The organism is Pseudomonadota bacterium (genome assembly GCA_023229365.1).
Classification (GTDB): domain Bacteria; phylum Myxococcota_A; class Polyangia; order JAAYKL01; family JAAYKL01; genus JALNZK01.
This window is the reverse complement of record JALNZK010000064.1, coordinates 1-20,308: the sequence shown is the minus strand read 5'-3', so window position 1 is coordinate 20,308 and position 20,308 is coordinate 1. Positions and strand designations below refer to the sequence as shown.

Here is a 20,308-nt window from a genome sequence, read left to right as displayed (position 1 = left end):
ACTCAATCCTCCAGCAGGGCGCCGAAGAGCGCGATCCCGCCCGTGACGAACACGATGTCGAAAACGCCGAGGAGCCGCAGGTGGTCGGCGGCGCCCGCGAGCCCGTCGCCGGCGAGCACCGCGTCCATCGCCTGGATCGACGCGATCAGCGCCGGCGCGACGAGCGGGAAGAGGACGACGCCGAGCAGCAGATCCTTGAGGCGCGTGCGGACCGTCATCGCCGCGAACAGCGTGCCCGCGGCGGCGTAGCCGAGCGTGCCGAGGAGCAGGATCGGCGCGAGCGCGCCGAGGTTCTCGAGGAGCGGCGCGTGGAAGAGGAGCTCGATCACGGGGAGAAGGACGAGCTCGACGGCGAGCAGGAAGGCGAGCACGCCCAGCGTCTTCCCGAGGAAGAGCGCCGAACGCGGCAGCGGCGTGAGGAGCACCGCGGTGAAGACGCCGAGATCCCGCTCCCTGAGGAACGTGCGGTTGAGCGCCAGGATCCCGCCGAACGCGATCGCGATCCACAGGACGCCCGGCGCCGCGTCCTTCCCCGCGGCCGTGTTCAGCCCGAACGCGAACGCGGCGAGCACGACCGTGAGCAGGGCGAAGAGCGCCGTCGCGAGCACCACCTCGAGGGTGCGCAGCTCTATCCGGAGATCCTTGGCGAGGATCGCGAGCGTGCCGCGCAGGACGTTCATCGCGCCCCCCCGTCCGCCGCCTCGCGGTAGAGCGCGCGCCACGCATCCGCGCCACCCGGCGAGGCGGCGTCCGCGGTGATCCGCCCGTCGCGCAGCATCACCGCGCGCGTCGCCACCCCCGCGGCCAGATCGGGCTCGTGCGTCACCACCACCGCGATGCCGCCCCCCTCCCGGTGCGCCGCGAGCGCAGCCGCGATGCCTTCGATCGCCGCGCGATCGAGTCCGGCGGCCGGCTCGTCGAGGAGCAGGAGCTCCGGGCGAGACACGAGCGTCCGCGCGAGCGCCACGCGCTGCAACTGCCCTCGGGACAGCACGCGCACCGGCCTGTCTGCGGCGAAGCGGCCGAGGTCGAGCCGCGCCGAGACGGATCGCACGGCGTCGTCGACGTCGACCCCGTACAGCGACGCGAACAGGCGCAGGTTCTCCTCGCCGGTCAGATCGCCGTACAGGAGCGGCTGGTGCGAGAGGAGCCCCACGCGCCGGCGGGCGTCCGCATCGCCGGGCCGCGCGCGCGCGCCGCCGAACGACACGGTCCCCCGCGTGGGGCGCGCCGTGAGCGAGAGGATCGCGAGCAGCGTCGACTTGCCGGCGCCGTTCGGGCCCATCACCGCGGCGACGTCTCCGGCGGCGAGCCGCAGCGTGACGCCGGCGAGCGCCCGCACCGCGCCGAAGAGCTTGGCGACGCCGTCCACCGCGACCGGCGCGAGGCTGCCCGCGCTCACAGGGCCTCCCCGCGCCTCTTCCGGCGCCGCACGAACGCGATCGCACCCGCGGCGAACAGGGCGACGCACGTGGCGAGCGCGACGCGCCTCGGCCACGCGTCGGCCCCGTCCCGGATGCCGGTCAGGCTCACGGCGAGCGTTCGGGTTTCGGTCGCGCGGCCCATCGCGATCAGCGCGACGAGGCCGTTCTTCAGCTCGTCCTTCACGGCCTCGGACGCGCCCCGGACGCTCAGCCGGGCCGGCTCGCGCGTCCAAGTGGAGATCACCTGGAACGACGCCGCGCGGACCGGGAGGGGCTGCTCGAACGACACGGCGCCTTTCGCGATCGGCACCTCGAACGTCACGGAGAGATCATCGCCGCCGGGACCTATCGGGCCGGCGACGACGAACCCCTCGGCGTCCACCGCGGCGGCGAGCAGCTCGCCCTCGCCGTCCGACGTGCGCGGCGCTACGGCGCCCGGAGGCAGCGCGACGCGCACCCCCGAGGGCGCCGAGAAGCGCGTGCCCTCGCGGCTCGTGAAGGTCAGGAGCTCGGACACCTCGATCCGGTCCCCCTTTCGCTCGAGGACGACGTGCACGTGGCGCAGCGAGAGCGCCCCGAGATCCGAGGTGTCGACGAGCGGCGCGGGTTCCGGGTCCTCGACGTCCGTTCCGGCGTCTGCCGCGAGCACGGTCCACGGCGCGCCGAGCGCGGCGGCGACGGCGACGAGGGTGCGAAGGAGCCGCGTCACGGCACGGCTCCCGGCTCGAGGAACGATCGCAGCGTGGCCGCGACGTGGAAGAGGGCCGCCGCGAGAGAGAGCCCCCCCAACACCGCGACCGCCGTCGCCGCGTCCCAGATCGCGCCCGCACCCGCGACGGCGAAGGTGCCGAGGGCAATCAGCAGGAACGGCGCGGCGAGGCGCGCGCGCAGATCCGGGCGCAGCTCGACGAGCTCCGTGAGCGCCCCCGGCCGCACGAGCGCGATGACGCCGCCGAGCACGAGGAGCGCGGAGCCTATCCACACCCAGGCGACGAGCGGGTTGACGACGACCCGGATCACCGCGGCGCCGCTCTCCTCGTCGGTCTCGCCGAGGATGACGAACAGATCCTCGCCGAGGCCGCGCTCGACGGCGACCTCGCTCGTCGGCTGCCCCGGGTGCGAGTGGTACGTGTGCCGCGCCGGGGACATGACGCCGATCGCGCCGCCCGGCCCTCGCGCGTCGAGGTCGGCGATCACGGCCTCGCGCGACACGTCCCGGTCGTCGCGCAGCCCCATGAAGTCGAGCCGATACCCCGCCACGGCGATCCCCTCGCCGGGGCGCAGCAGCCCCTGGTTCTCGTCGGAGAACGCGGCGCCGAGGAAGCCGACGAACAGGAGCGCCACGGCGACGTGCACGACCTGCGCGCCGAGCCTCCGCCGCCCGCGGGCCGCGGAGCGCCCCTCCTTCCGCGCGCCGAGGATCGTCCGCCGCATCGCCGCCGCGAGCACCGCGCCCGCGAACACGAGGAGCCCGACGGAGATCGCTGGAGCGAACCGCATGATCGGCCCGAGCGCCGGACGAACTCCGAGCGCCGCGCCCCCCATCACCGCGGCCGCCGCCCCGAGCCCCACGGCCGGCCCGAGGCGCCGCAGCGCCTTCTGTCCCCGCTCGTCGACGGCCCAGCCGATCGCCGCGCACGCGCCGAGCAGGCCGAGCACCGCCAGGCCGATCGGCACCATCCACGTGTTGTAGAACTCCGCCGTCAGCGTCACCTTGTCGCCCGCGAGCGCCGCGCTCAGCAGGGGCATCGTCGTCGTGATCGCGACGAACGCCGTCGCGGCGAGGAACAGCCAGTTGTTCGCGTGCAGGAGCGCGAGCCGCAGCGGGGATCGCTTTGGAGCTCCCCTCCGCCGCAGCGCCCCGAACCGCGCGACGACGAGCGCCAGCACGCCGACGCCGATCACCGCGATGAGGCCGAGCAGGTATGGGCCGACCGTGGCTCCGGCGAACGCGTGCACCGACTCGATGACCCCGGAGCGCGTGAGGAACGTGCCGAAGACGATGAGGACGAAGGTGAGCGCGACGAGCACGACGTTCCAGCGGCGGAGCGCGCCGAGCCTCTCCTCTGCGAGCGCCGAGTGCACGAGCGCGGTGCCGGTGAGCCACGGCATGAGCGAGGCGTTCTCGACCGGATCCCAGCCCCAGTAGCCGCCCCAGCCGAGCTCCTCGTACGCCCAGACCATCCCGAGCGCGTTGCCGATCGTGAGGAAGATCCAGGCGAACAGGATCCACGGGCGCTGCCCGGCGATCCAGCCCTCGCCGTCCCCCTCGACGAGCGCCGCCGCCGCGTGGGCGAACGGCACGGAGAACCCGACGAAGCCGAGGAAGAGCGTCGGCGGGTGGAACACCATGAACGCGTTCCTGAGCAACGGGTTCAGCCCGATCCCGTTCGCGGACGCCGTGCCGAGGGACGAGAACGGGTCGGACTCGAACAGCACGAGCAGGAGGAAGAACGCCCCGAGCGCCGCGAGCAGCGCGAGGGCCAGGGCGCCGCCGCGTTGCCTGCGCCCGTCGATCGTGGCCGCCGCGGCCGCGGTGAACCAGGTCTGCAGCACCGCCCACAGCGCGAGGGAGCCCTGCTGACCGCCCCACAGCGCCGCGATCAGGTACCCGAGCGACATCGTCTCGTCGGCGTAGTCGCGGACATAGGCGACGCGGTAGTCCCGGACCAAGAGGAGGAAGACGAGGGCGATGAGCGCGACCGCACCGGCCGCGGCCGCGGCGTACAGGGCGGATCTCCCGGCGACGAACCGACGCCCCGCCCCGCCCGTCCCGAGGCACAGCGCCCCCCCCGCCGCGGAGAGCACTGCGGCGACGCACAGCATGATCTCACCGAACAGCGCCATCCCGAAGCGAGTTATGCAGTCAATCCGGACGACCTGTCCAGGCCGCGCTCCCGGGACGCGCCGCGTTCAGGGCACGAACGGGGCCTCGCCGGGGGTCGGCGGGTTGACCGGCGCGTCGCCGAACGCGAGCGGGCAGCCGTCCGGCACCTCGGCGCGGACGCGGGTCGCCGAGCGGCCCTCGGCAGGTTTCCCGAGCCGACCGTCGTAGGCGCTCACGATCGCGCCGCCCGCGTCGTACAGCTCCACGCTCTCGGCCGCGTCGTTCTTGAGCCCGCTCGTCCCGATCGAGCCCTCGAGACGGACGATGATCGCGCCGGCGGCGGGCGCGGGATCCTCGGCCGACTCCGGATCGTAGTCCGGGGCCACGAGGATCGCGACCTGGCCGGGCGCGAGCACGCAGCCGTCCGGGAGCACGTCTCCGTTCGCGTCGCCGTTGTCGTCGATCATCCAGCCCGCGAGGTCGACCTCCGCGGCTCCCGTGTTGGCGATCTCGACGAGCTCCTGATCCGGCTCGGCGCCCGAGGGATCGGCGAGCACCTCCGTGATCGCCACCGTCGGGCCGTCGAGCGCGACCACCGGAACCTCGAGCGGCGCAGAGTTGCCGTTGACGTCCTCGATCACGACGGCGAGCGCGACCTCCACGTCCGCCGGAAGCCCGGCGGCGACGACGAGGTGTTCCGTCGCCCAGGGGCCGCTCACGACCTCAGCGCGCGCGCCGTCCGCCGACGCCGCCGCGGACGCCGGCTCGTCGGTGGCGAAGCGAATCGCCGCGGTCCCGTTGCCCGCGACGACGCAGAACCCCGCCTTCTCCTCCTCCGCGGCCCCGCAGGGGATCGGGACGAGCGCCGGCGCCTCGGTGTCGTCCGCGTCCGTGGCGGGCGGCCCCCCGGTGTCCGAGTCGCCGTCCGCGTCGGAATCGACATCGGCATCGATGTCCGAGCCCTCCCCGTCCTCCCCGCCATCGAAGGGGACGAGCTCGTCGAGCAGCCCGAGGTCCACGCAGCCGCTCAGGACGACGAGCGGCAGCACCCATGCTCCTTTTGTGTTGCGCGTCATGCAACCGTATCGGCCGTTTCGAAAAAAGGTTGCCGAAAATCGACGCGGACCAGGCGCCGTGCGGCCGCGCACGCTCCCGTCAGCGGCGGAGAATCTCGAGCAGCGGGTGCTCCGGGAGCCTCCGCAGGAGGACGCGCCGCAGCGCGTGGATCACGACGAGCGACTCGATCGATTCGTCGTGCAGCGGGACGGCGCGCGCCACGGTCTCGACGGCCAAGCGCAAGGCGGGCTCGTCGGCCGCGTCGAACGTCAGGGCCTCGCCGCCTATCTCGAGCGCGACCTTGTCCGCGCTCAGGCGGAGCACGCCGCCCTCGATCCGGACGACGATCTGGTCGTTGCGATGCGCCTTGTGCGCCTCGATGAACGCCATGAGCGCGGTCATCTGCTCGCTCGCCGCGGCCTCGGGAGCCCCGAACCGGTACGCCTTCCCGGCGTCGGCGCCCCTCTGCCGGACGCTGCGTTCGAGCGCGCGAAGCGAATGCGCCTCGCCGGCCACCCGCATCGGCAGCACGGGCGGCAGCGGCCCGAAGAGATCGAGCCGGCCCGGGCCCGCGGGGCTCGGCGTTTCGGCCTCCTTGAGCTGCTCGATGCGCAGGAGCGCGCGCCCCTCGCCTTTGGAGCGGATGAGCACCGTGCGGTGCGGCGCGTCGAGCGCGATCCGCGCGACCGCCGCGCCCGAGCCGTCGACGATGGTAATCGCCGCGCCGTCCCAGGTGAGCGTCGCCGCGATCCGTCTCCGCTGCACGGGCCGCACGTAGAGAAGCCACGTGCCGATCGTGGACATCGCGCCGCCGAGGATGAACCCCCAGGCCAGCCCGTACCACTCGCCCGTCGTCGCCCTGGTCGCGGCGGCGATGGAGAGCCACAGCGCGATCCAGACGACCGCGACCGCGGCGTTCGTACGCTTTGCGACGCGGCGGAAATCGAGTCGCTCGAGCTCGGCGCTGTGCATCTCTCACCTCGGGCGGGACGAGGGGTCAAAGGCGGGTTGCGGGTCACTCGATGGGCGTCGTGCCACCCTCGACCGGATCGCCGAGCCACTGGAAGTTGTCGATGAAAACGATCGAATCCCAGACACAGTCCCCTTCGTCGTGAATCGAGAACGTCAGGTCGAACGACGCGCCGCCCGCGACCGGCCAGCTCGTCCGCAGCCAGCCCGTGGAGCCGGAGTCCGCCCCCGGCTCCCAGCCGGAGCCGGCCTCGTTGCACGGGTGCGTCGGGTTCTCGAAAAAGTTCACGTCGACCTCGACCTCGTTCTCGTTGTCGTCGAACGAGATGTTCGTCGGCTGGCCGCCGTTCAGGCCTTCGTACTCCATGATGGCGTAGAACGCGTCGTTGTACCCCATGTCGACCCACTCGGGGTACTCGGCCGACGCGAACAGGAAGTCGAACGAGAACCCCTCGGCGTTGTCCGGGGCGTGGAGCGAGAGGCGCAGCTGGTTCACGTCGCAGCTCGCGTACGCCGAGCTCGACGTCGGATCGTAACCCTGGTACGGCGGCAGCGGGTCGTTCTCGACGTACGCCATGCCGTCGCTGCCGAACTCGGTGCCGGTCGCGGAGTTCGGATCCTCCTGGCCGACGGGTCCCGTGCTGAGCGCGAACATCTCGCACCCGTGCTTCTTCACGAGGCAGTCGTTCGTGCCCATGCTCTCGATGCTGTCCCGGCCGGACTGGGGCGACGGGCTCGTGCTGTACAGCGACGTCGAGACCGTCGTCTCGTTGTCGCAGAAGTTGGCCGACTTGGCGAGATCTCCCGCCGACGCGCCGCCGACTTGCGGGCAATCGCAGTAGTTGTTCTCCGTGTCGACGTCGCCGTCGGAATCGCTGTCCGAATCCACGTCGGTGTCGGAATCGCTGTCCGAATCCGAATCGCTGTCCGAATCGGATCCGTCGTCGTCGAACCGTTCGGAACCGTCCTCACAGGCCGGGAACGCGAGGCACGGGGCCAACAAACAGAGCGCAAACGTTGTCGTTTTCAACCAAATCATGACCGACCTCCTCCAAATGAGTTCGATTAATCGATTACACTCCCAATATACACGCTGGTTCGACCTCTGCATAGTGCGTGGATTTTCAACTCGTCAATGTACTATTCTGTCCTTGCGACAAGAAACGCGCATGGAGGCTTCGCGATGCACACGATGAAATCCCCGCGGCTCGCCGTCGCGCTGGCTGCGCTCTTCGGCGCCGCCGGTTGCCACCACGTCGACACGATCGCCGGCGACGCGGGCGAGGACGGCGGCACCGACCCGGCGCCGGATCTGGCCGGGGTGGACCTGCTCGTCATGATCGACGACTCGTCGTCGATGGCGCAGGAGCAGGCGATTCTCGCGACGGATCTCTTCGCCTTCGTCGGATCGCTCGTCAGCCCGCTGCCGACCTCGGCGATCGCGGCGATCGACGATCTCCGGATCGCGGTCGTGACCTCGAACATGGGCTTTTCGTCGAGCGGCGAGACCAACGACGCGTACTGGCCGTACGACGTCCCGCCGTCCTGCACGGGGTTCGGGGACGACGGTGAGTTCCAGACGATCGACGAGTCGACCATCCACGTCAACAATGACACCATCCCATGCGACGAGAGCGCCGCGCAGTGCCCGCCGGGCTGGACGTGCGCGAGCCTCGACGAAGACGGCGTCGGCGCCTGCCACACCGCGGGCGACGCGACGATCGGCTGCCCTGCCCTGGCGGCGCAGTGGATCGAGAGCACGCCCGGGGATCCGGATCCGAACCTCGCGGCGCGCGCCGCGTGCCTGTCCGCGCAGGGGACGACGGGCTGCGGGTTCGAGCAGCAGCTAGCGTCGTCGACGCGGGCGCTCGAGCGGGACGATCAGAGCGACTTCGCGCGCGACGAGGCGCTCCTCGCCGTGCTCGTCGTGAGCGACGAGGAGGACTGCTCGATGGCGGACGGCGAGGCGCTGTTCGGCGAGGACGAGGTCCTGGTGGAAGCGGCGAAGGTCAACATCGCGTGCGGCGAGCACCCGGAGCACCTGTTCCCGCCCGCCGACTTCCACGGGCGGCTGACCTCGCTCAAGCAGCCGGGCGCGGTGCTCTTCGCCGCGATCGTCGGCGTGCCGTACGGAGACCAGGGCGGCGCCCCGCACTGCCAGGGCTTCGGCGACACTCTGGAATCCTGCCTCGAGCAGGACGAGATGCAGCTCCTTGCCGAGCAGTCCGTCGGCTCTTACTGGTACTACCACCCGGCGTGCACGCGCGACGAGGGGAGCACCGAGGTCACGAAGGCCTATCCCGGCCGCCGCTACGTCGAGCTCGCGAGCGAGCACTTCGGCGACATGGGGTACGTCTACTCAATCTGCAACGCGGACTGGGCGCCCGCCTTCGAGGCGATCGGCGCGAAGATGGCCGCGTTGGCGCAATGAAGGAGGGGGCTGGAATGAGATCACCCGCAGGTCATTGGGTCCTCGGCGCGCTCGTCGCGGCGCTCGCGGGGTGCTTCGGATGCAGCGGCGAGGACGGCGCGTCCTGCGGCGGGACGGACACCGACACCGACGCCGACACGGACACCGACGCCGACTCCGACTCCGATGCGGAGCTGACCGCCGTCGATCTGCTCGTCGTCGCCGACAACTCCAGCTCGATGGCCCAGGAGCAGGCGATCCTGAGCAGCGGGATGTACGGGTTCGTCGGCTCGCTCCTCAGCCCGCTCCCGACGTCGGAGCTTCTGGCGATCGACGATCTCCGGGTCGCGCTCGTCACCTCGGACATGGGCTTCTCGTCGGACGGCGTGAACAACGACGAGTTCTGGCCCACGGATCCCCCGCCGGCGTGCGCCGGGTTCGGCGACGACGGGGAGTTCCAGGAGATCGACGCGGCCAGCATCGACATCGCGAACGACGCGATCCCGTGCGACGAGAGCGCCGCGCAGTGTCCGCCCGGCTGGAGCTGCACGGGCGTCGGCGTGGACGGCGTGGGCGTTTGCCACACGAACGGCGACCCCGCGCTCGGCTGCCCGTCGGGCGGCGGGCCGTGGTTCGAGACGACGCCCGAGGCGCCGGACGCCAACCTCGCGGCACGCATCGCCTGCCTGTCCGTGCAGGGCACGAGCGGCTGCGGGTTCGAGCAGCAGCTTGCGTCGTCGACGCGGGCGCTCCAGCGTGACGACCAGGCCGGCTTCCTCCGCGACACGGCGCTGCTCACCGTGCTCATCGTGAGCGACGAGGAGGACTGCTCGATGGAGGACGGCGAGGGGCTGTTCGGCGAGGACGAGATCCAGAACCAGAGCCTGCAGGAGGTGAACCTCGCGTGCGGCAACCACCCGCAGTACCTGTACACGCCGAGCGACTTCCACGAGATCATCGCGTCGCTCAAGCCCGAGGGCGCGGTGTTCTTCGCGGCGATCGTCGGCGTGCCGTACAGCGCGCAACCCGGCGCGAGCGAGTGCGAGGGGTTCGGCGACGAGATCGGCGACTGCCTCGTGCAGGACGAGATGGCGCTCGTGCCCGAGCAGGTCGGCGGCGTGTGGTACTTCCGGCCGGCGTGCACGCGGGACGAGGGCGCCACCGAGGTCACGAAGGCCTACCCCGGCCGCCGCTACGTCCAGCTCGCGAACGAGAGCTTCGAGTCGATGGGCTACGTCTACTCGATCTGCAACGCGGACTGGACGCCCGCCTTCGAGGCGATCGGCTCGCGGATCGGGGAGCTTCTGGAGCATTAGTCCGTTTTCCCCTCCAACCCCTGTCGCGCGTCAGAGAATCGGCGGACAATACGCGGAAGGAGGCCCGCATGCGCTGCACCGTGTACCTGCTCCCGCTCTTCGTCCTCGCCGCGTGCTCCGGAGGAGGGTCGTCGAGCCCGGACGCGGGCTCGGACGCGGGCGACACGGACACCGGCGATCCCGTCCCGCTCACCGCGGTCGATCTGCTCATGGTGCTCAATGACTCGAACTCGATACCGAATGAGCAAGTGATGCTGAGCCAAAACCTCTATGCGATGATCAGCGCCCTCCTCTCTCCTCTTCCATCATCTGGATTCGCGGCCGTAAACGATCTGCGCGTCGCGGCGGTCACGGCGAACATGGGGATCTCCTCGAACGGAGTGAACAACGATGCCTACTGGCCGCAAGAGCTCAGCTCATGCGCCGGCTTCGGTAGAAACGGTGAGTTCCAACCCGTCCAAGCGAGCTCGATCACTCTCCCAAACGACACCATCGCGTGCGACGCCAGCGGATCCCAGTGTCCCTTTGGCTGGACGTGTGTGGTGGAAACCGACGCTGGAGTGGACGCGATCGGTGTCTGCCACACGGACGGCTCGACTACAGTGAGCTGCCCGCAACTCGAAGATACCGTCTGGGCCCAGACTTCGCCTGGTGCGCCGAACACCAATTTTCGCGCCCAGGCCGCATGCCTCGCCGTACAGGGAGCGAACGGGTGTGGCCCCTTCTGGCAGGAGCTCCAGGCCGCTGCCACCAGTTTGACAAGAGAGGACCAAGCGGACTTCGTGCGCGCCGACGCGGTGCTCGCGGTGATCGCCCTGAGCGATGAAGACGACTGCTCGATGCAGGACGGCCAGGCGTTGTTCGCGGAAGACGAGCTCGCCGACTCGAGCCTTGGCGAGATCTGGCTCGCGTGCGAGAGACACCCGGAGCACTTGCTCCCGCCGTCCCATTTCTACGATGTGCTCACAGGCATGAAACCGAGCGCCGACGCCGTGGTCTACGCGGCCATCGCCGGCGTGCCGTGGGCAGGCGAGGATCCCGAGGGCGCGGCGGCATGCGAGGGATCGGGGGATCAGATCGGCTCTTGTTTGGACCAGGAGGCCATGCAGCTCGAGCCTGTTGGCGAGATACTGCATTGGCGTCCAGGGTGTACACGACAGATCGAATCCGTGATCATGGAGGCTGCTCCCGCTCGCCGTTTCGTCGAGCTCGCGACCGACTTCGGCGCGAACGGTTACGTCTACTCGATCTGCAACGAGGATTAGTCGCCCGCATTCGATGCGCTCTCGACGATGATTGCTGGTAAGCTGTCGGCACCGTGATCGCGTCGGGCACAACGATCCGCAGTCGGACGAAGCGCGTCCTTCACAGGGCAGCCTGCATCGCGGCCATCCTCGCGCTCGTCCCGCTCGCAGCGGGCGCGCAGGCGTCCTTTGCCCCGGCGTCCGGGAACCGGCTCCTCCTGCTCGTCGCGGCGCCGGCCAACCCCGCGGCGGCCGCGCGGGAGGCCCGGTTCGTCGAGGAGCTCGTGCTCGCCCTCGACGGCGTGTCCGTGGAGCGGATCGATCTCGGCGGCGGGTTCGCGTTCCTCCCGCTCGCGGATCAGCTCGACCGCGTCGTCCCGATCGCCGGCGAGCGCCGGGCCGCGGCGACCGTCTGGATCCGGGAGTCCGGCACTGGCCGCGCGCTGCTGCACCTCGTCGTGCCGGGCGCGGGGAGAGCGCCCGTCCGCGTCGCGGAGATCGATCCCGGCATCGACGCGCAGGCCGCGAACGCCCTCGTGGCACGGCAGCTCCTCCGGGAGACGCGCGTGTTCGAGCCGCCCGAGCCGCCGCCGTCGCCAGCGCCGACCGAGGCGGACGCGGAGGCCCCCTGGGACGCGCCTGCGCCGCGACCCGCCCCCGCTCCCGAGCCGCCGCGTCCCGAGTGGGGGCTCGCCGCGCTCGCCGTCGCGGGCGGGGGTGTCGCCGTGTACGACGGGCCGTCCGTCCAGCTCGGCGCGCTGCTCGGCGTCGAGTGGCAGCCCGTCGAGGGGCTCTTCTCCAGGCTCTCGGTCGCCGGAAAGGCGGGTCCTAGGAACGAGCTCGAGGACGGCGTCGTGACCGGCTGGGGGATGGAGCTCGCGCTCTCCGCAGGCTACGGGTGGCGCCTCGGTCCGATCGCGCTCGGGCCGTTCGCCGCCGTTTCCGCCTACCGGACCGCCCTGGACGTGTCTCTCGGCGGCGGCGATCACAAGGCGTTCTTGTGGTGGGGCTTCCGGGGCGCCGCGGGCCTCGATCTGCGCATCCCGATCGGCCGGCACGCGGCGATCGTGCTGGAGGGCGGGATCGGCGGTTCCCCCTCCCGGCGGGTGATCGAGCGCCGCTCGGACGGGAGCCGCATCCTCGCGACGCCGTACGTGGACTGGAGCGCCGCCCTGGGCTTCGTCGCGCTCCTCGACGGAAAGCCGTGACGCGCACCCCGAGGGAAGGTCCCGGGCCCCTCGAGGCATTACCTCTCGAGATGGAGATGACGGACGAGGAGCTCGTCTCGAGGCTCGCGATCGGCGAAATGGACGCCCTCGGCGGGCTGTACACGCGCCACAAGGGCATGGTGTGCACAGCGCTCCAGCGCTTCGCCCCCGCGGCATCGGCCGCCGAGATCGAGGAGCTCGCGCAGGACGTGTTCCTCGCGCTCCCGGTTGCGGCGAAGCGCTACGAGGAGCGATCGCGGTTCAAGTCCTGGCTCTTCGGCATCGCGATCCGCAAGGCGCGCGGCTTCTCGCGCAGGGCCTGGGTCCGGCGCGTGCTCGGCGCGGGCACCTTTGAGGCGACCGACCCCGAGCCGACGCCGGAGCGGGCGACCGAGCACCGGGAAGCCGCGCTGCGCCTGCTCGCGAGCCTTCCGGGCGGGCAGCGCGAGGTGCTGGTGCTGCACGCGGTGGAGGGGTTCGACGGCGAGGAGATCGCCCGGATCCTCGGCATCTCGCCCGGCACGGTCTGGACCCGGCTGCACCGGGCCCGGCGCGCCGTGCTCGCGGCGACGGCGAACGCAGTCGATGACACCGTATTCGAGGTGAAGACATGAGACGATGCGATCTTCTGGAGCGGTTCTTGGACCGGCGCCTCGGGACCGGCGACGCCGCCGACTTCGAGGCGCACCTCGCGGATTGCCGGGAGTGCGCGGCGACCGTCGAACGCTGGCGGGGCGCGGCGCGAGACCTCGCGGACGCTTCGCCGTTGCGATCCGCCGCGGTTCCGACCCAGGCCGAAGCGCGACGCCTCGTCGAGATGGCGTCGGCCAGGCCCGCGCGATCCGGACGGACCCGGCTCGCGGTCGCGGCGGCTGCGGCGCTCGTCCTCGGAGGAGCGATCGCGATCGCGCTCATCGCGAGGCCGCTCGAACCGGCCCGTTCGGCGGATGTCCCGGCGATCGAGGGCACGCTGTTCGCAGGGACCGGCGCTCGCGCGCTCGACGCAGCCCTTCTCCTGAAGGCCGGCTTCACCGTCCCGAACGACGGGCGCGCCAACCTGCGGATCGGAAACGACACGATCGACTTCTCGTCCGGCTCGAAGTTCGCGCTGGTGCAGATCACGGAAACGGTCACGCGCGTTCGCCTCGACTCCGGATCCGCCACGTGCGCCGTCGAGAAGCGCGGGGCCGGCCGGGAGTTCCTGGTCGACGCGGACGACTACCGCGTCCGGGTGACCGGGACGCGCTTCACGGTCGCGATCGCGAGCCCGCGCGGCGTCGACGTGATCGTGCGATCCGGCACCGTGGAGATCTCGCGCGAAGGCTCGGTGGTCGGCAGGCTCGCCGCCGGCGATCGGCGCGTGTTCCCGGAGCGGGAGGCCGAGGTCGCGGCGGGAGCGCCCGTGCCCGAGATCCCGGCCGAGCCCCTGCCCGGCGTCGCCCCGGCGAGCCGTCCCGCTCGAGTCGCGGCCCCGCTCGGCGCCGCGGCCCCGGGCATCGAGACGCTGCGGGCGTGGATCGTCGGCGGCCAGTTCGCGGACGCCGAAGCCGAGCTGCGCGCGCGGCTCGGCCGCACACCGTCCGACGTCGAGGCCCGCTCCCTGCTCGCGGACTGCCTGCGCAAGCAGCTCCGCTGGGGCGAAGCGGCCGCCGTCTACCGCGACGTGGCCTCCGCGGGGGATCCGGTGCTCTCGCCGCGCGCCCGCTCCCTGCTCCGCGACATCCTGGCCGATCACCCGGAGAGCGCGGAAGGAAAAGCCCCGGCCGCGCCATGACTGGGGTAGGATGAACAAGGAGGTGACCTCATGAATGCGAAGCTCACGGGATGGACGCTCTTCGCCGCGCTCGGGCTCGGGCTCGGGCTCGCGGCCTGCGACAACGTCGAGGAGTACGACGACGGCGCGGACGGCGGGACCGATACCGACGCCGACACGGACACGGACTGGGACACGGATCCGCCGATCGACTTCACCGGCCTCGACATGCTCGTGATGGTGGACAACTCATCGTCCATGATGCAGGAGCAGGCGATCCTGAGCACCTCCGTCTACTCGCTCGTCGCCGCGCTCGCGAACCCCTTGTCGACGTCCGGCTGGGACGCGGTCGACGAGATCCGGATCGCGGTCGTCACGTCGGACATGGGCTTCTCCTCGGACGGCGTGAACAACGACGAGTTCTGGCCGGACGACGTCCCGGCCAGCTGCGAGGGGTTCGGCGACAACGGCATTTTCCGGCAGATCGTGACCGAGAGCATCGCGCTCGACAACGACGCCATCCCGTGTGACGAGTCCGCGGCGCAGTGCCCGGACGGGTGGACGTGCGCCGGGATCGACGAAGAGACCTTCGTGGGTGTGTGCCACACGGACGGCTCGACGGACGTGGCGTGCCCGAACCTGACGGGCGATTGGGCCGAGACCACGGCCGCGGCGCCGAACGCCGCGCTCATCACGCAGGCGACCTGCCTCATGGATCAGGGCACCTCGGGCTGCGGCTTCGAGCAGCAGCTCGCGTCATTGAACCGGGCACTGACCCGCGACGATCAGGAGGCTTTCCTCGTCGAGGGCCACCTGCTCATGCTGCTCGTCGTGACCGACGAGGACGACTGCTCCATGGAGGACGGCGAGGGGCTGTTCTCGGAGCCGGCGGTCGCGGACGACTTCAACAAGTGGAACATCGCGTGCGGCCTGCACCCCGAGCACCTCTTCTCCTCCGAGCACTTCTACCAGAACTTCGTGGCCGCGAAGGGCCCGGGCCAGGTGGTGTTCGCCGCGATCACCGGCGTGCCGGTCGCGGAGCAGGACCCGGCCGGCGCGGCCGCGTGCCAGGGCTGGGGCGACGCGCTCGGAGACTGCCTCGCCCAGGACGCCATGCAGCTCACGGCGGTCCAGCCTTCCGGCACCACCTGGTACTGGAAGGAGGCCTGCACGCGCACCATGGATTCGATCGAGGTCACGAAGGCCTATCCGGGCCGCCGTTTCGTCGACCTCGCGGCCAACTATTTCGGCCCGATGAGCTACGTCTACTCGATCTGCAACGACGACTGGGGTCCGGCGTTCGACGACATCAAGTACCGGCTCCGGCAGTACCTCGCGCAGCCGTAGATCGCCCTGTCCTGCCTCGTCCGCACGAGACAAACCGAAACAGTCGAGACACCGGAAGACCGGGCGATACACCCTCCGATCCCGAGCAACATAGCGTAATTCATCGCATAACCCGTTTCCGCGGCCGTCCCCGTTCCCCTGGCACGGCAGGTGCAAAAGGGGTTCGGCCATGGCCAAGCCGCACGACGAGAACCTGGTCCGGACGATCCGGCTGACGCGCGAGATGATCGCGCTCGCCGACGAGGGCGACCGCGACCGGATCGACGACTCGTGCGGGATCGTCTACGGCGTGCTGCGCGACTCGGCTTACAGGATCCGCGAGCTGGCGGAGAGGGAGTGCGAGAAGCACAAGCTCAAGGGCAAGCGGGCAGAGCTAGCGGGAAATCGGAAAATCTGACAACCTGCGGTCCGAAGCGAACCGCGAGGAGGGGAACATGGCGACTCAGCAGAGACAGGTCTTCAAGTGCGGGGTGTGCGGCAACATCGTGGAGGTGCTCCACGCGTCCGGCGGCGAGCTCGTGTGCTGCGGGCAGCCGATGACCGCGCTCGTCGAGAACACGACCGACGGCGCCAAGGAGAAGCACGTGCCCGTCGTCGAGAAGATCCCGGGCGGCTACAAGGTCGCGGTCGGCTCGGTGGCGCACCCGATGCTCGACGCCCACTACATCGAGTGGATCGAGCTCATCGCGGACGGCGTGTCGTACTTCGCGTTCCTCAAGCCCGGCGCCGCGCCCGAGGCGACGTTCCTGATCGACGCGGGCGAGGTGACGGTCCGCGAGTACTGCAACCTGCACGGGCTCTGGCGCGCGTAATGAAGCGGCGGCGGTTCCTCGCGTTCGCCGGCATCGGGCTCGGCGCGGCGTGGGCCGGGGCCGCCGCGTACCCGGTCTACAAGTACCTCAGCCCGCAGCCCGCGCCGGATCCGTTCGGCGCGGAGGGGCGCGCGGTGGTGGACGGGATCTCGCCCGTCGAGGTCGCGCGTCCCGGCTCGGGGAAGAACGGCTCGTACGCGAACCGCGGAGTGATCGTCCTCCGGGACGAGGGCGGGAGACTCCGGGCGTTCGACTCGAAGTGCACCCACGCGGGCTGCAACGTCGGGTTCGCGGGAGACAAGCTCTTCTGCCACTGCCACGGCGGCACGTACGACTTCACGGGCAAGAACGTCGCGGGCCCGCCGCCGCGGCCGCTCACCGAGCTCGCCGTCTCCGAGGAGGCCGGGATCCTCTACGTCGCGCCGCAGGGCGGGAGGAAGGGCTGAGCGATGGACGAGCGCTTCGCCCGGATCCCCGAGGACGCGGAGCGGGAGCTGCCGCCGCCCGGGACCCGCCTCGGGAAGGCATCGCGCGCCCTGCTCGCGCGGTACCCGATCTGGCCGGTCGTGAAGTTCTTCCTCGGCAAGCGCGTGCCGATCCACGGACAGTCGCACTGGTACATGGCGGGCGGGATCGCGCTCTTCCTGTTCCTCGTGCAGATCTGCACGGGCGTGCTGCTCATGGTCTACTACCGGCCCGACCAGCCCTGGGCGTCGGTCAACAGGATCGTGATGGAGGTCCCGTACGGCGCGCTGATCCGCAGCGTGCACCACTGGGCCGCGAACCTCATGATCTTCACGCTGTTCGTGCACATGCTGTCGACCTTCTTCATGAAGGCGTACAGGCCGCCGCGCGAGCTGACCTGGGTGACGGGGCTCCTCCTGCTCGCGCTCACGATCCTGTTCGGCTTCTCGGGCTACCTCCTGCCGTGGGACGATCTCTCGTTCTTCGCCGTGCGCATCGGCGTCTCCGAGCTGGAGAAGCTGCCGCTCGTCGGCGTCCCCCTGGCCGACCTCGCGCGCGGCGGCGGCGACGTCTCACACGAGACGATCGGCCGCTTCTATGCGCTGCACGTGGTGGTGTTGCCGCTCGCCGTCCTCGTCCTCGCGGCGGTGCACCTCCTCTTCGTCCAGATCCAGGGCGTGAGCGAGCCGGACTCCTTCAGCGCTCTGCCGGAGGAGAAGAAGCGCTACCGGCCGTTCCTCTCCGAGTTCCTGGTCGGCGAGGTGCCGGTGTGGCTGTTCCTCCTCGGGCTGCTGCTCGCCCTCGCGGCCGCGGCACCGCGCGGGCTCGCGCCCGAGGCGAACCCGTTCGCGCCCGCGCCCGAGGGGATCAAGCCGGAGTGGTACCTGCTCGCGCCGTACCAGGGGCTCAAGCTGTTCCCGGGGAAGCTGGAGCTCGTGGGCATGGCGCTCATGGGGCTCGGGCCGCTGCTCCTCGTGGCGCTGCCGTTCCTCGACACCTCGATGCCCGCGGATCGGCGCGGGGCGCTCGTGACCAAGGCCGGGGCGCTCGCGCTCGCCGGCTTCGCGGCGATGACGATCTGGGGGTTCGCGTCATGAGCGGGGGAGCGCAGGCATGAACTACCCGGTGTGGAACCTCCCGATCCTCGGCGGCAGCCTCGTCGTCGCGATCATCGCGATCATCCACGTGCTGATCTCGCACCTCGCGATCGGCGGCGGCGCGTTCATGGCGGTCGCGGAGATCTGGTCCGACCGGCAGCCGGACGGCGAGCGGATCCGCGCGTGGCTGCACAAGTTCGCGTCCTGGTTCCTCGTCTACACGACCGTGTTCGGCGCCATGACCGGCGTCGGCATCTGGTTCTCCATCCAGCTCGCGAGCCCGGAGGGCACGAGCCTCCTCATCCACCAGTTCGTGTTCGCGTGGGCGATCGAGTGGGTGATGTTCCTCGCCGAGCTCACCGTGCTCTACCTCTACTACTACGGCTGGAAGACGAGCTCCCGCGCGATGCAGCGGTTCCTCGCGATCGCGTACTTCGTCATCGCCTGGCTCTCGCTCTTCGTCATCAACGGCATCCTGACGTTCATGCTCACGCCGGGCGCCTGGACGCTCGAAAACCGCGACCTCGTCGCCGGCTTCTTCAACCCGGGCTACGCGCCGTCGCTGGTCATCCGGACCGTCTCGATGTTCCTCATCGCCGGCCTGTTCGGCCTGCTGGTGGCGGCGAAGATCGCGGACGACGAGCTCAAGGCGCGCGTCGTCCGGTTCAGCGCCAAGTGGGTGATCCCGGCCGCGGTGATCCTGCCCGTCGCCGGGATCCTCTACTGGGGCACCCTGCCCGAGAGCGCCTTGAAGATCTTCCACGGCGGCGTGGTCGGCGCGGCTGGCAGCCGACTGGAGGCGCTCGCGCGCTACTTCTGGCTCGCCGCGACCGCGGGCGCGCTCGTCATCGTCGGCGCCCTGCTCGCCGCCGCGAGGCCGAAGACGGTGCACACCGCGGCCGCGCTCGCGCTCCTGCTCACCGCGCAGCTCGGCGTGATGGGCGCGGAGTTCTTCCGCGAGATGGCGCGCAAGCCGTACGTCGTGCACGGCGTCCTCTACGGCAACGCGCTGTGGAAGAGCGACGCCTCCGACAATGAGCACATGCGACGCCCGTACCTCGACGCGGCGAAGTGGGATCCCTCACCCGAGCCGCTCTCCCCCGCGCACGGCGAGTGGATCTACAGGCTCCAGTGCGCGAGCTGCCACACGCTCGACGGGTACAGGAGCCTCGAGTGGCGGACGCGGCAGTGGACGCCCGCGTTCGGCCCGCGCTTCCTCGAGAAGCTCGACGAGCAGGGCGTCATGCCGCCATTCCAGGGCACGCCCGAGGATCGCGCCGCGCTCACGTCGTTCCTCCTGTCGCTCGGCGGCGGCGAGGCGACGCCCGCGGACGTGCTGCGCGCGCAGGAGGTGCCGAAGTGACGCCGTTCCCGATCCCGGATCCGCTCGGCCTCGCGGCGCCGGCGCCGGTCCTCCAGGGGCTCGCGTACCTCACGCTGACGCTCCACCTCCTCGCGATGAGCTTCACGCTCGGCAGCCTCGCGCTCCTCCTGTGGGCACGCGTGCGCCGGGCCCCGGGGCACGAGGCCGCGGCGCGGTTCCTCGGGACGAGCCTGCCGCTCGGCTTCTCGTACCTCGTCACGCTCGGCATCCCGCCGCTCCTCTTCGTGCAGGTGCTGTACGGGCAGATGTTCTACAGCTCGTCCGTCGTGATGGGGGTGTTCTGGATCCTCGTGATCCCGCTGCTCATCACGGCGTACGGCCTGCTCTACTTCCACAAGCTGACGCGGGAGCGCCGCCCGAGGGTCCAGGGGATCGCCCTCTGCGCGGCGTTCGCGGCGATGCTGGCCATCGGGTTCATCTACGTGAACAACCTCACGCTCTCGATGGCGCCGGACAGGTGGATGGCGCTCTACGCGGCGCACCCGGGCGGCGCGGCGCTCAACCTCGGCGAGCCGACGCTCGTGCCGAGGTACCTCGCGTTCATGATGCCCGCGCTCGCGGTCGCCGGGCTCGGGCTCGTCGTCGCCGGCGCCGTCTCGTCGCGCACGGGGCGGCGGGAGGCGGGCGAGGGGATGCGGCGCTACGGCGTGAAGGCGCACCTCCTCGGCCGCGCCCTCACGGCGGTCGCCGCGGCGGCGCTGCTCGTCGCCCTCCCGGGAGACGTCAGGGCGATGCTGCTCGGCGGCGGCACGCCCACGGCGCTCGCGATCGCCGCGATCGCCCTGGCGCTCGTCGCGACGATCCTCGCGCTCGCCGCCGCCCGGCGCGGCTCGCCGAGGCTCGCGATCGCGGGGGCCGTGGCGATGGCGCTCGAGCTCGGGGGCCTGGTCGCGCTGCGCGATCGCGTACGCCTCGAGCTCCTCGCGGATCACTTCCACCTGTCGGACGTCCCAGCGCACGAGCAGTGCGGCATGTTCGCGCTGTACGCGGCGACTC

20 protein-coding genes are annotated in these 20,308 nt (G+C 70.9%); 13 read left to right on the top strand and 7 right to left on the bottom strand.

The window, feature by feature from the left end; translation table 11 throughout:
- Positions 1-2: 2 nt before the first annotated feature.
- The 7 genes from M0R80_20545 to M0R80_20515 form a co-directional block, all read right to left on the bottom strand.
- A complete protein-coding gene (locus M0R80_20545; protein ID MCK9462027.1) occupies positions 3-680 on the bottom strand; it encodes a heme exporter protein CcmB in 678 nt (225 codons plus the stop codon).
- Positions 677-1,402 carry an ABC transporter ATP-binding protein gene (locus tag M0R80_20540; GenBank protein MCK9462026.1) on the bottom strand — a complete coding sequence of 242 codons (726 nt, stop codon included), beginning with the start codon at positions 1,400-1,402 and terminating at the stop codon, positions 677-679. Before M0R80_20540 ends, M0R80_20545 begins: the two co-directional genes overlap by 4 nt.
- Entirely contained in the window at positions 1,399-2,133 is a 735-nt protein-coding gene (locus tag M0R80_20535) for a hypothetical protein (GenBank protein ID MCK9462025.1), read from the bottom strand. Before M0R80_20535 ends, M0R80_20540 begins: the two co-directional genes overlap by 4 nt.
- The gene (ccsA, locus tag M0R80_20530; protein ID MCK9462024.1) at positions 2,130-4,271 is read right to left on the bottom strand and encodes a cytochrome c biogenesis protein CcsA; all 2,142 of its coding nucleotides are present in this window, start codon (positions 4,269-4,271) and stop codon (positions 2,130-2,132) included. The genes M0R80_20535 and ccsA overlap by 4 nt, the downstream gene beginning before the upstream one ends.
- Positions 4,272-4,337: 66 nt before the next feature.
- On the bottom strand, positions 4,338-5,327 hold the full coding sequence (locus M0R80_20525; protein ID MCK9462023.1) for a lamin tail domain-containing protein: 990 nt from the start codon (positions 5,325-5,327) through the stop codon (positions 4,338-4,340).
- Positions 5,328-5,406: 79 nt separating this feature from the next.
- Positions 5,407-6,279, bottom strand: a complete 873-nt coding sequence (locus M0R80_20520) for a hypothetical protein (GenBank protein ID MCK9462022.1) — start codon at positions 6,277-6,279, stop codon at positions 5,407-5,409.
- Between the two features lie 43 nt (positions 6,280-6,322).
- Positions 6,323-7,315 (bottom strand): choice-of-anchor L domain-containing protein, encoded by a 993-nt coding sequence (locus M0R80_20515; GenBank protein ID MCK9462021.1) that lies wholly within the window; start codon positions 7,313-7,315, stop codon positions 6,323-6,325.
- A 144-nt stretch (positions 7,316-7,459) separates the two neighbouring features.
- Here M0R80_20515 and M0R80_20510 point away from each other — a divergent pair, with 144 nt between their 5' ends.
- The 13 genes from M0R80_20510 to M0R80_20450 form a co-directional block, all read left to right on the top strand.
- Positions 7,460-8,707 (top strand): hypothetical protein, encoded by a 1,248-nt coding sequence (locus M0R80_20510; GenBank protein ID MCK9462020.1) that lies wholly within the window; start codon positions 7,460-7,462, stop codon positions 8,705-8,707.
- A 14-nt stretch (positions 8,708-8,721) separates the two neighbouring features.
- Entirely contained in the window at positions 8,722-10,002 is a 1,281-nt protein-coding gene (locus M0R80_20505; protein MCK9462019.1) for a hypothetical protein, read from the top strand.
- A gap of 68 nt (positions 10,003-10,070) precedes the next feature.
- Complete coding sequence (locus tag M0R80_20500) at positions 10,071-11,267, top strand: hypothetical protein (protein MCK9462018.1); 1,197 nt, start codon at positions 10,071-10,073, stop codon at positions 11,265-11,267.
- 53 nt (positions 11,268-11,320) lie between these two features.
- On the top strand, positions 11,321-12,454 hold the full coding sequence (locus M0R80_20495) for a hypothetical protein (protein MCK9462017.1): 1,134 nt from the start codon (positions 11,321-11,323) through the stop codon (positions 12,452-12,454).
- 50 nt (positions 12,455-12,504) lie between these two features.
- Positions 12,505-13,068, top strand: coding sequence for a sigma-70 family RNA polymerase sigma factor (locus tag M0R80_20490; GenBank protein MCK9462016.1), 564 nt, complete (start codon positions 12,505-12,507; stop codon positions 13,066-13,068).
- Positions 13,065-14,228, top strand: coding sequence for a FecR domain-containing protein (locus M0R80_20485; protein MCK9462015.1), 1,164 nt, complete (start codon positions 13,065-13,067; stop codon positions 14,226-14,228). The genes M0R80_20490 and M0R80_20485 overlap by 4 nt, the downstream gene beginning before the upstream one ends.
- A gap of 30 nt (positions 14,229-14,258) precedes the next feature.
- Positions 14,259-15,554, top strand: coding sequence for a hypothetical protein (locus M0R80_20480; GenBank protein ID MCK9462014.1), 1,296 nt, complete (start codon positions 14,259-14,261; stop codon positions 15,552-15,554).
- A gap of 169 nt (positions 15,555-15,723) precedes the next feature.
- Entirely contained in the window at positions 15,724-15,951 is a 228-nt protein-coding gene (locus M0R80_20475; GenBank protein ID MCK9462013.1) for a hypothetical protein, read from the top strand.
- Between the two features lie 37 nt (positions 15,952-15,988).
- Positions 15,989-16,366: a desulfoferrodoxin gene (locus tag M0R80_20470; protein MCK9462012.1), complete on the top strand. Its 378-nt coding sequence runs from the start codon at positions 15,989-15,991 to the stop codon at positions 16,364-16,366.
- Positions 16,366-16,812 carry a Rieske (2Fe-2S) protein gene (locus tag M0R80_20465; GenBank protein ID MCK9462011.1) on the top strand — a complete coding sequence of 149 codons (447 nt, stop codon included), beginning with the start codon at positions 16,366-16,368 and terminating at the stop codon, positions 16,810-16,812. The genes M0R80_20470 and M0R80_20465 overlap by 1 nt, the downstream gene beginning before the upstream one ends.
- Before the next feature lie 3 nt (positions 16,813-16,815).
- On the top strand, positions 16,816-17,928 hold the full coding sequence (locus M0R80_20460) for a cytochrome b N-terminal domain-containing protein (protein MCK9462010.1): 1,113 nt from the start codon (positions 16,816-16,818) through the stop codon (positions 17,926-17,928).
- Between the two features lie 16 nt (positions 17,929-17,944).
- The gene (locus M0R80_20455; protein ID MCK9462009.1) at positions 17,945-19,291 is read left to right on the top strand and encodes a cytochrome c; all 1,347 of its coding nucleotides are present in this window, start codon (positions 17,945-17,947) and stop codon (positions 19,289-19,291) included.
- On the top strand, positions 19,288-20,308 hold a 1,021-nt coding region (locus M0R80_20450; protein ID MCK9462008.1), incomplete at its 3' end, for a hypothetical protein. The genes M0R80_20455 and M0R80_20450, both read left to right, overlap by 4 nt.

What these genes read in the sequence shown, in the direction of transcription:
- M0R80_20455 (MCK9462009.1), top strand. Translation starts at nt 17,945, where the DNA reads ATGAACTACCCGGTGTGGAACCTCCCGATCCTCGGCGGCAGCCTCGTC.
- M0R80_20465 (MCK9462011.1), top strand. Translation starts at nt 16,366, where the DNA reads ATGAAGCGGCGGCGGTTCCTCGCGTTCGCCGGCATCGGGCTCGGCGCG.
- M0R80_20515 (MCK9462021.1), bottom strand. Translation starts at nt 7,315, where the DNA reads ATGATTTGGTTGAAAACGACAACGTTTGCGCTCTGTTTGTTGGCCCCG.
- M0R80_20500 (MCK9462018.1), top strand. Translation starts at nt 10,071, where the DNA reads ATGCGCTGCACCGTGTACCTGCTCCCGCTCTTCGTCCTCGCCGCGTGC.
- M0R80_20510 (MCK9462020.1), top strand. Translation starts at nt 7,460, where the DNA reads ATGCACACGATGAAATCCCCGCGGCTCGCCGTCGCGCTGGCTGCGCTC.
- M0R80_20485 (MCK9462015.1), top strand. Translation starts at nt 13,065, where the DNA reads ATGAGACGATGCGATCTTCTGGAGCGGTTCTTGGACCGGCGCCTCGGG.
- M0R80_20525 (MCK9462023.1), bottom strand. Translation starts at nt 5,327, where the DNA reads ATGACGCGCAACACAAAAGGAGCATGGGTGCTGCCGCTCGTCGTCCTG.
- M0R80_20545 (MCK9462027.1), bottom strand. Translation starts at nt 680, where the DNA reads ATGAACGTCCTGCGCGGCACGCTCGCGATCCTCGCCAAGGATCTCCGG.
- M0R80_20460 (MCK9462010.1), top strand. Translation starts at nt 16,816, where the DNA reads ATGGACGAGCGCTTCGCCCGGATCCCCGAGGACGCGGAGCGGGAGCTG.
- M0R80_20505 (MCK9462019.1), top strand. Translation starts at nt 8,722, where the DNA reads ATGAGATCACCCGCAGGTCATTGGGTCCTCGGCGCGCTCGTCGCGGCG.
- M0R80_20475 (MCK9462013.1), top strand. Translation starts at nt 15,724, where the DNA reads ATGGCCAAGCCGCACGACGAGAACCTGGTCCGGACGATCCGGCTGACG.
- M0R80_20520 (MCK9462022.1), bottom strand. Translation starts at nt 6,279, where the DNA reads ATGCACAGCGCCGAGCTCGAGCGACTCGATTTCCGCCGCGTCGCAAAG.
- ccsA (MCK9462024.1), bottom strand. Translation starts at nt 4,271, where the DNA reads ATGGCGCTGTTCGGTGAGATCATGCTGTGCGTCGCCGCAGTGCTCTCC.
- M0R80_20490 (MCK9462016.1), top strand. Translation starts at nt 12,505, where the DNA reads ATGGAGATGACGGACGAGGAGCTCGTCTCGAGGCTCGCGATCGGCGAA.
- M0R80_20480 (MCK9462014.1), top strand. Translation starts at nt 14,259, where the DNA reads ATGAATGCGAAGCTCACGGGATGGACGCTCTTCGCCGCGCTCGGGCTC.
- M0R80_20470 (MCK9462012.1), top strand. Translation starts at nt 15,989, where the DNA reads ATGGCGACTCAGCAGAGACAGGTCTTCAAGTGCGGGGTGTGCGGCAAC.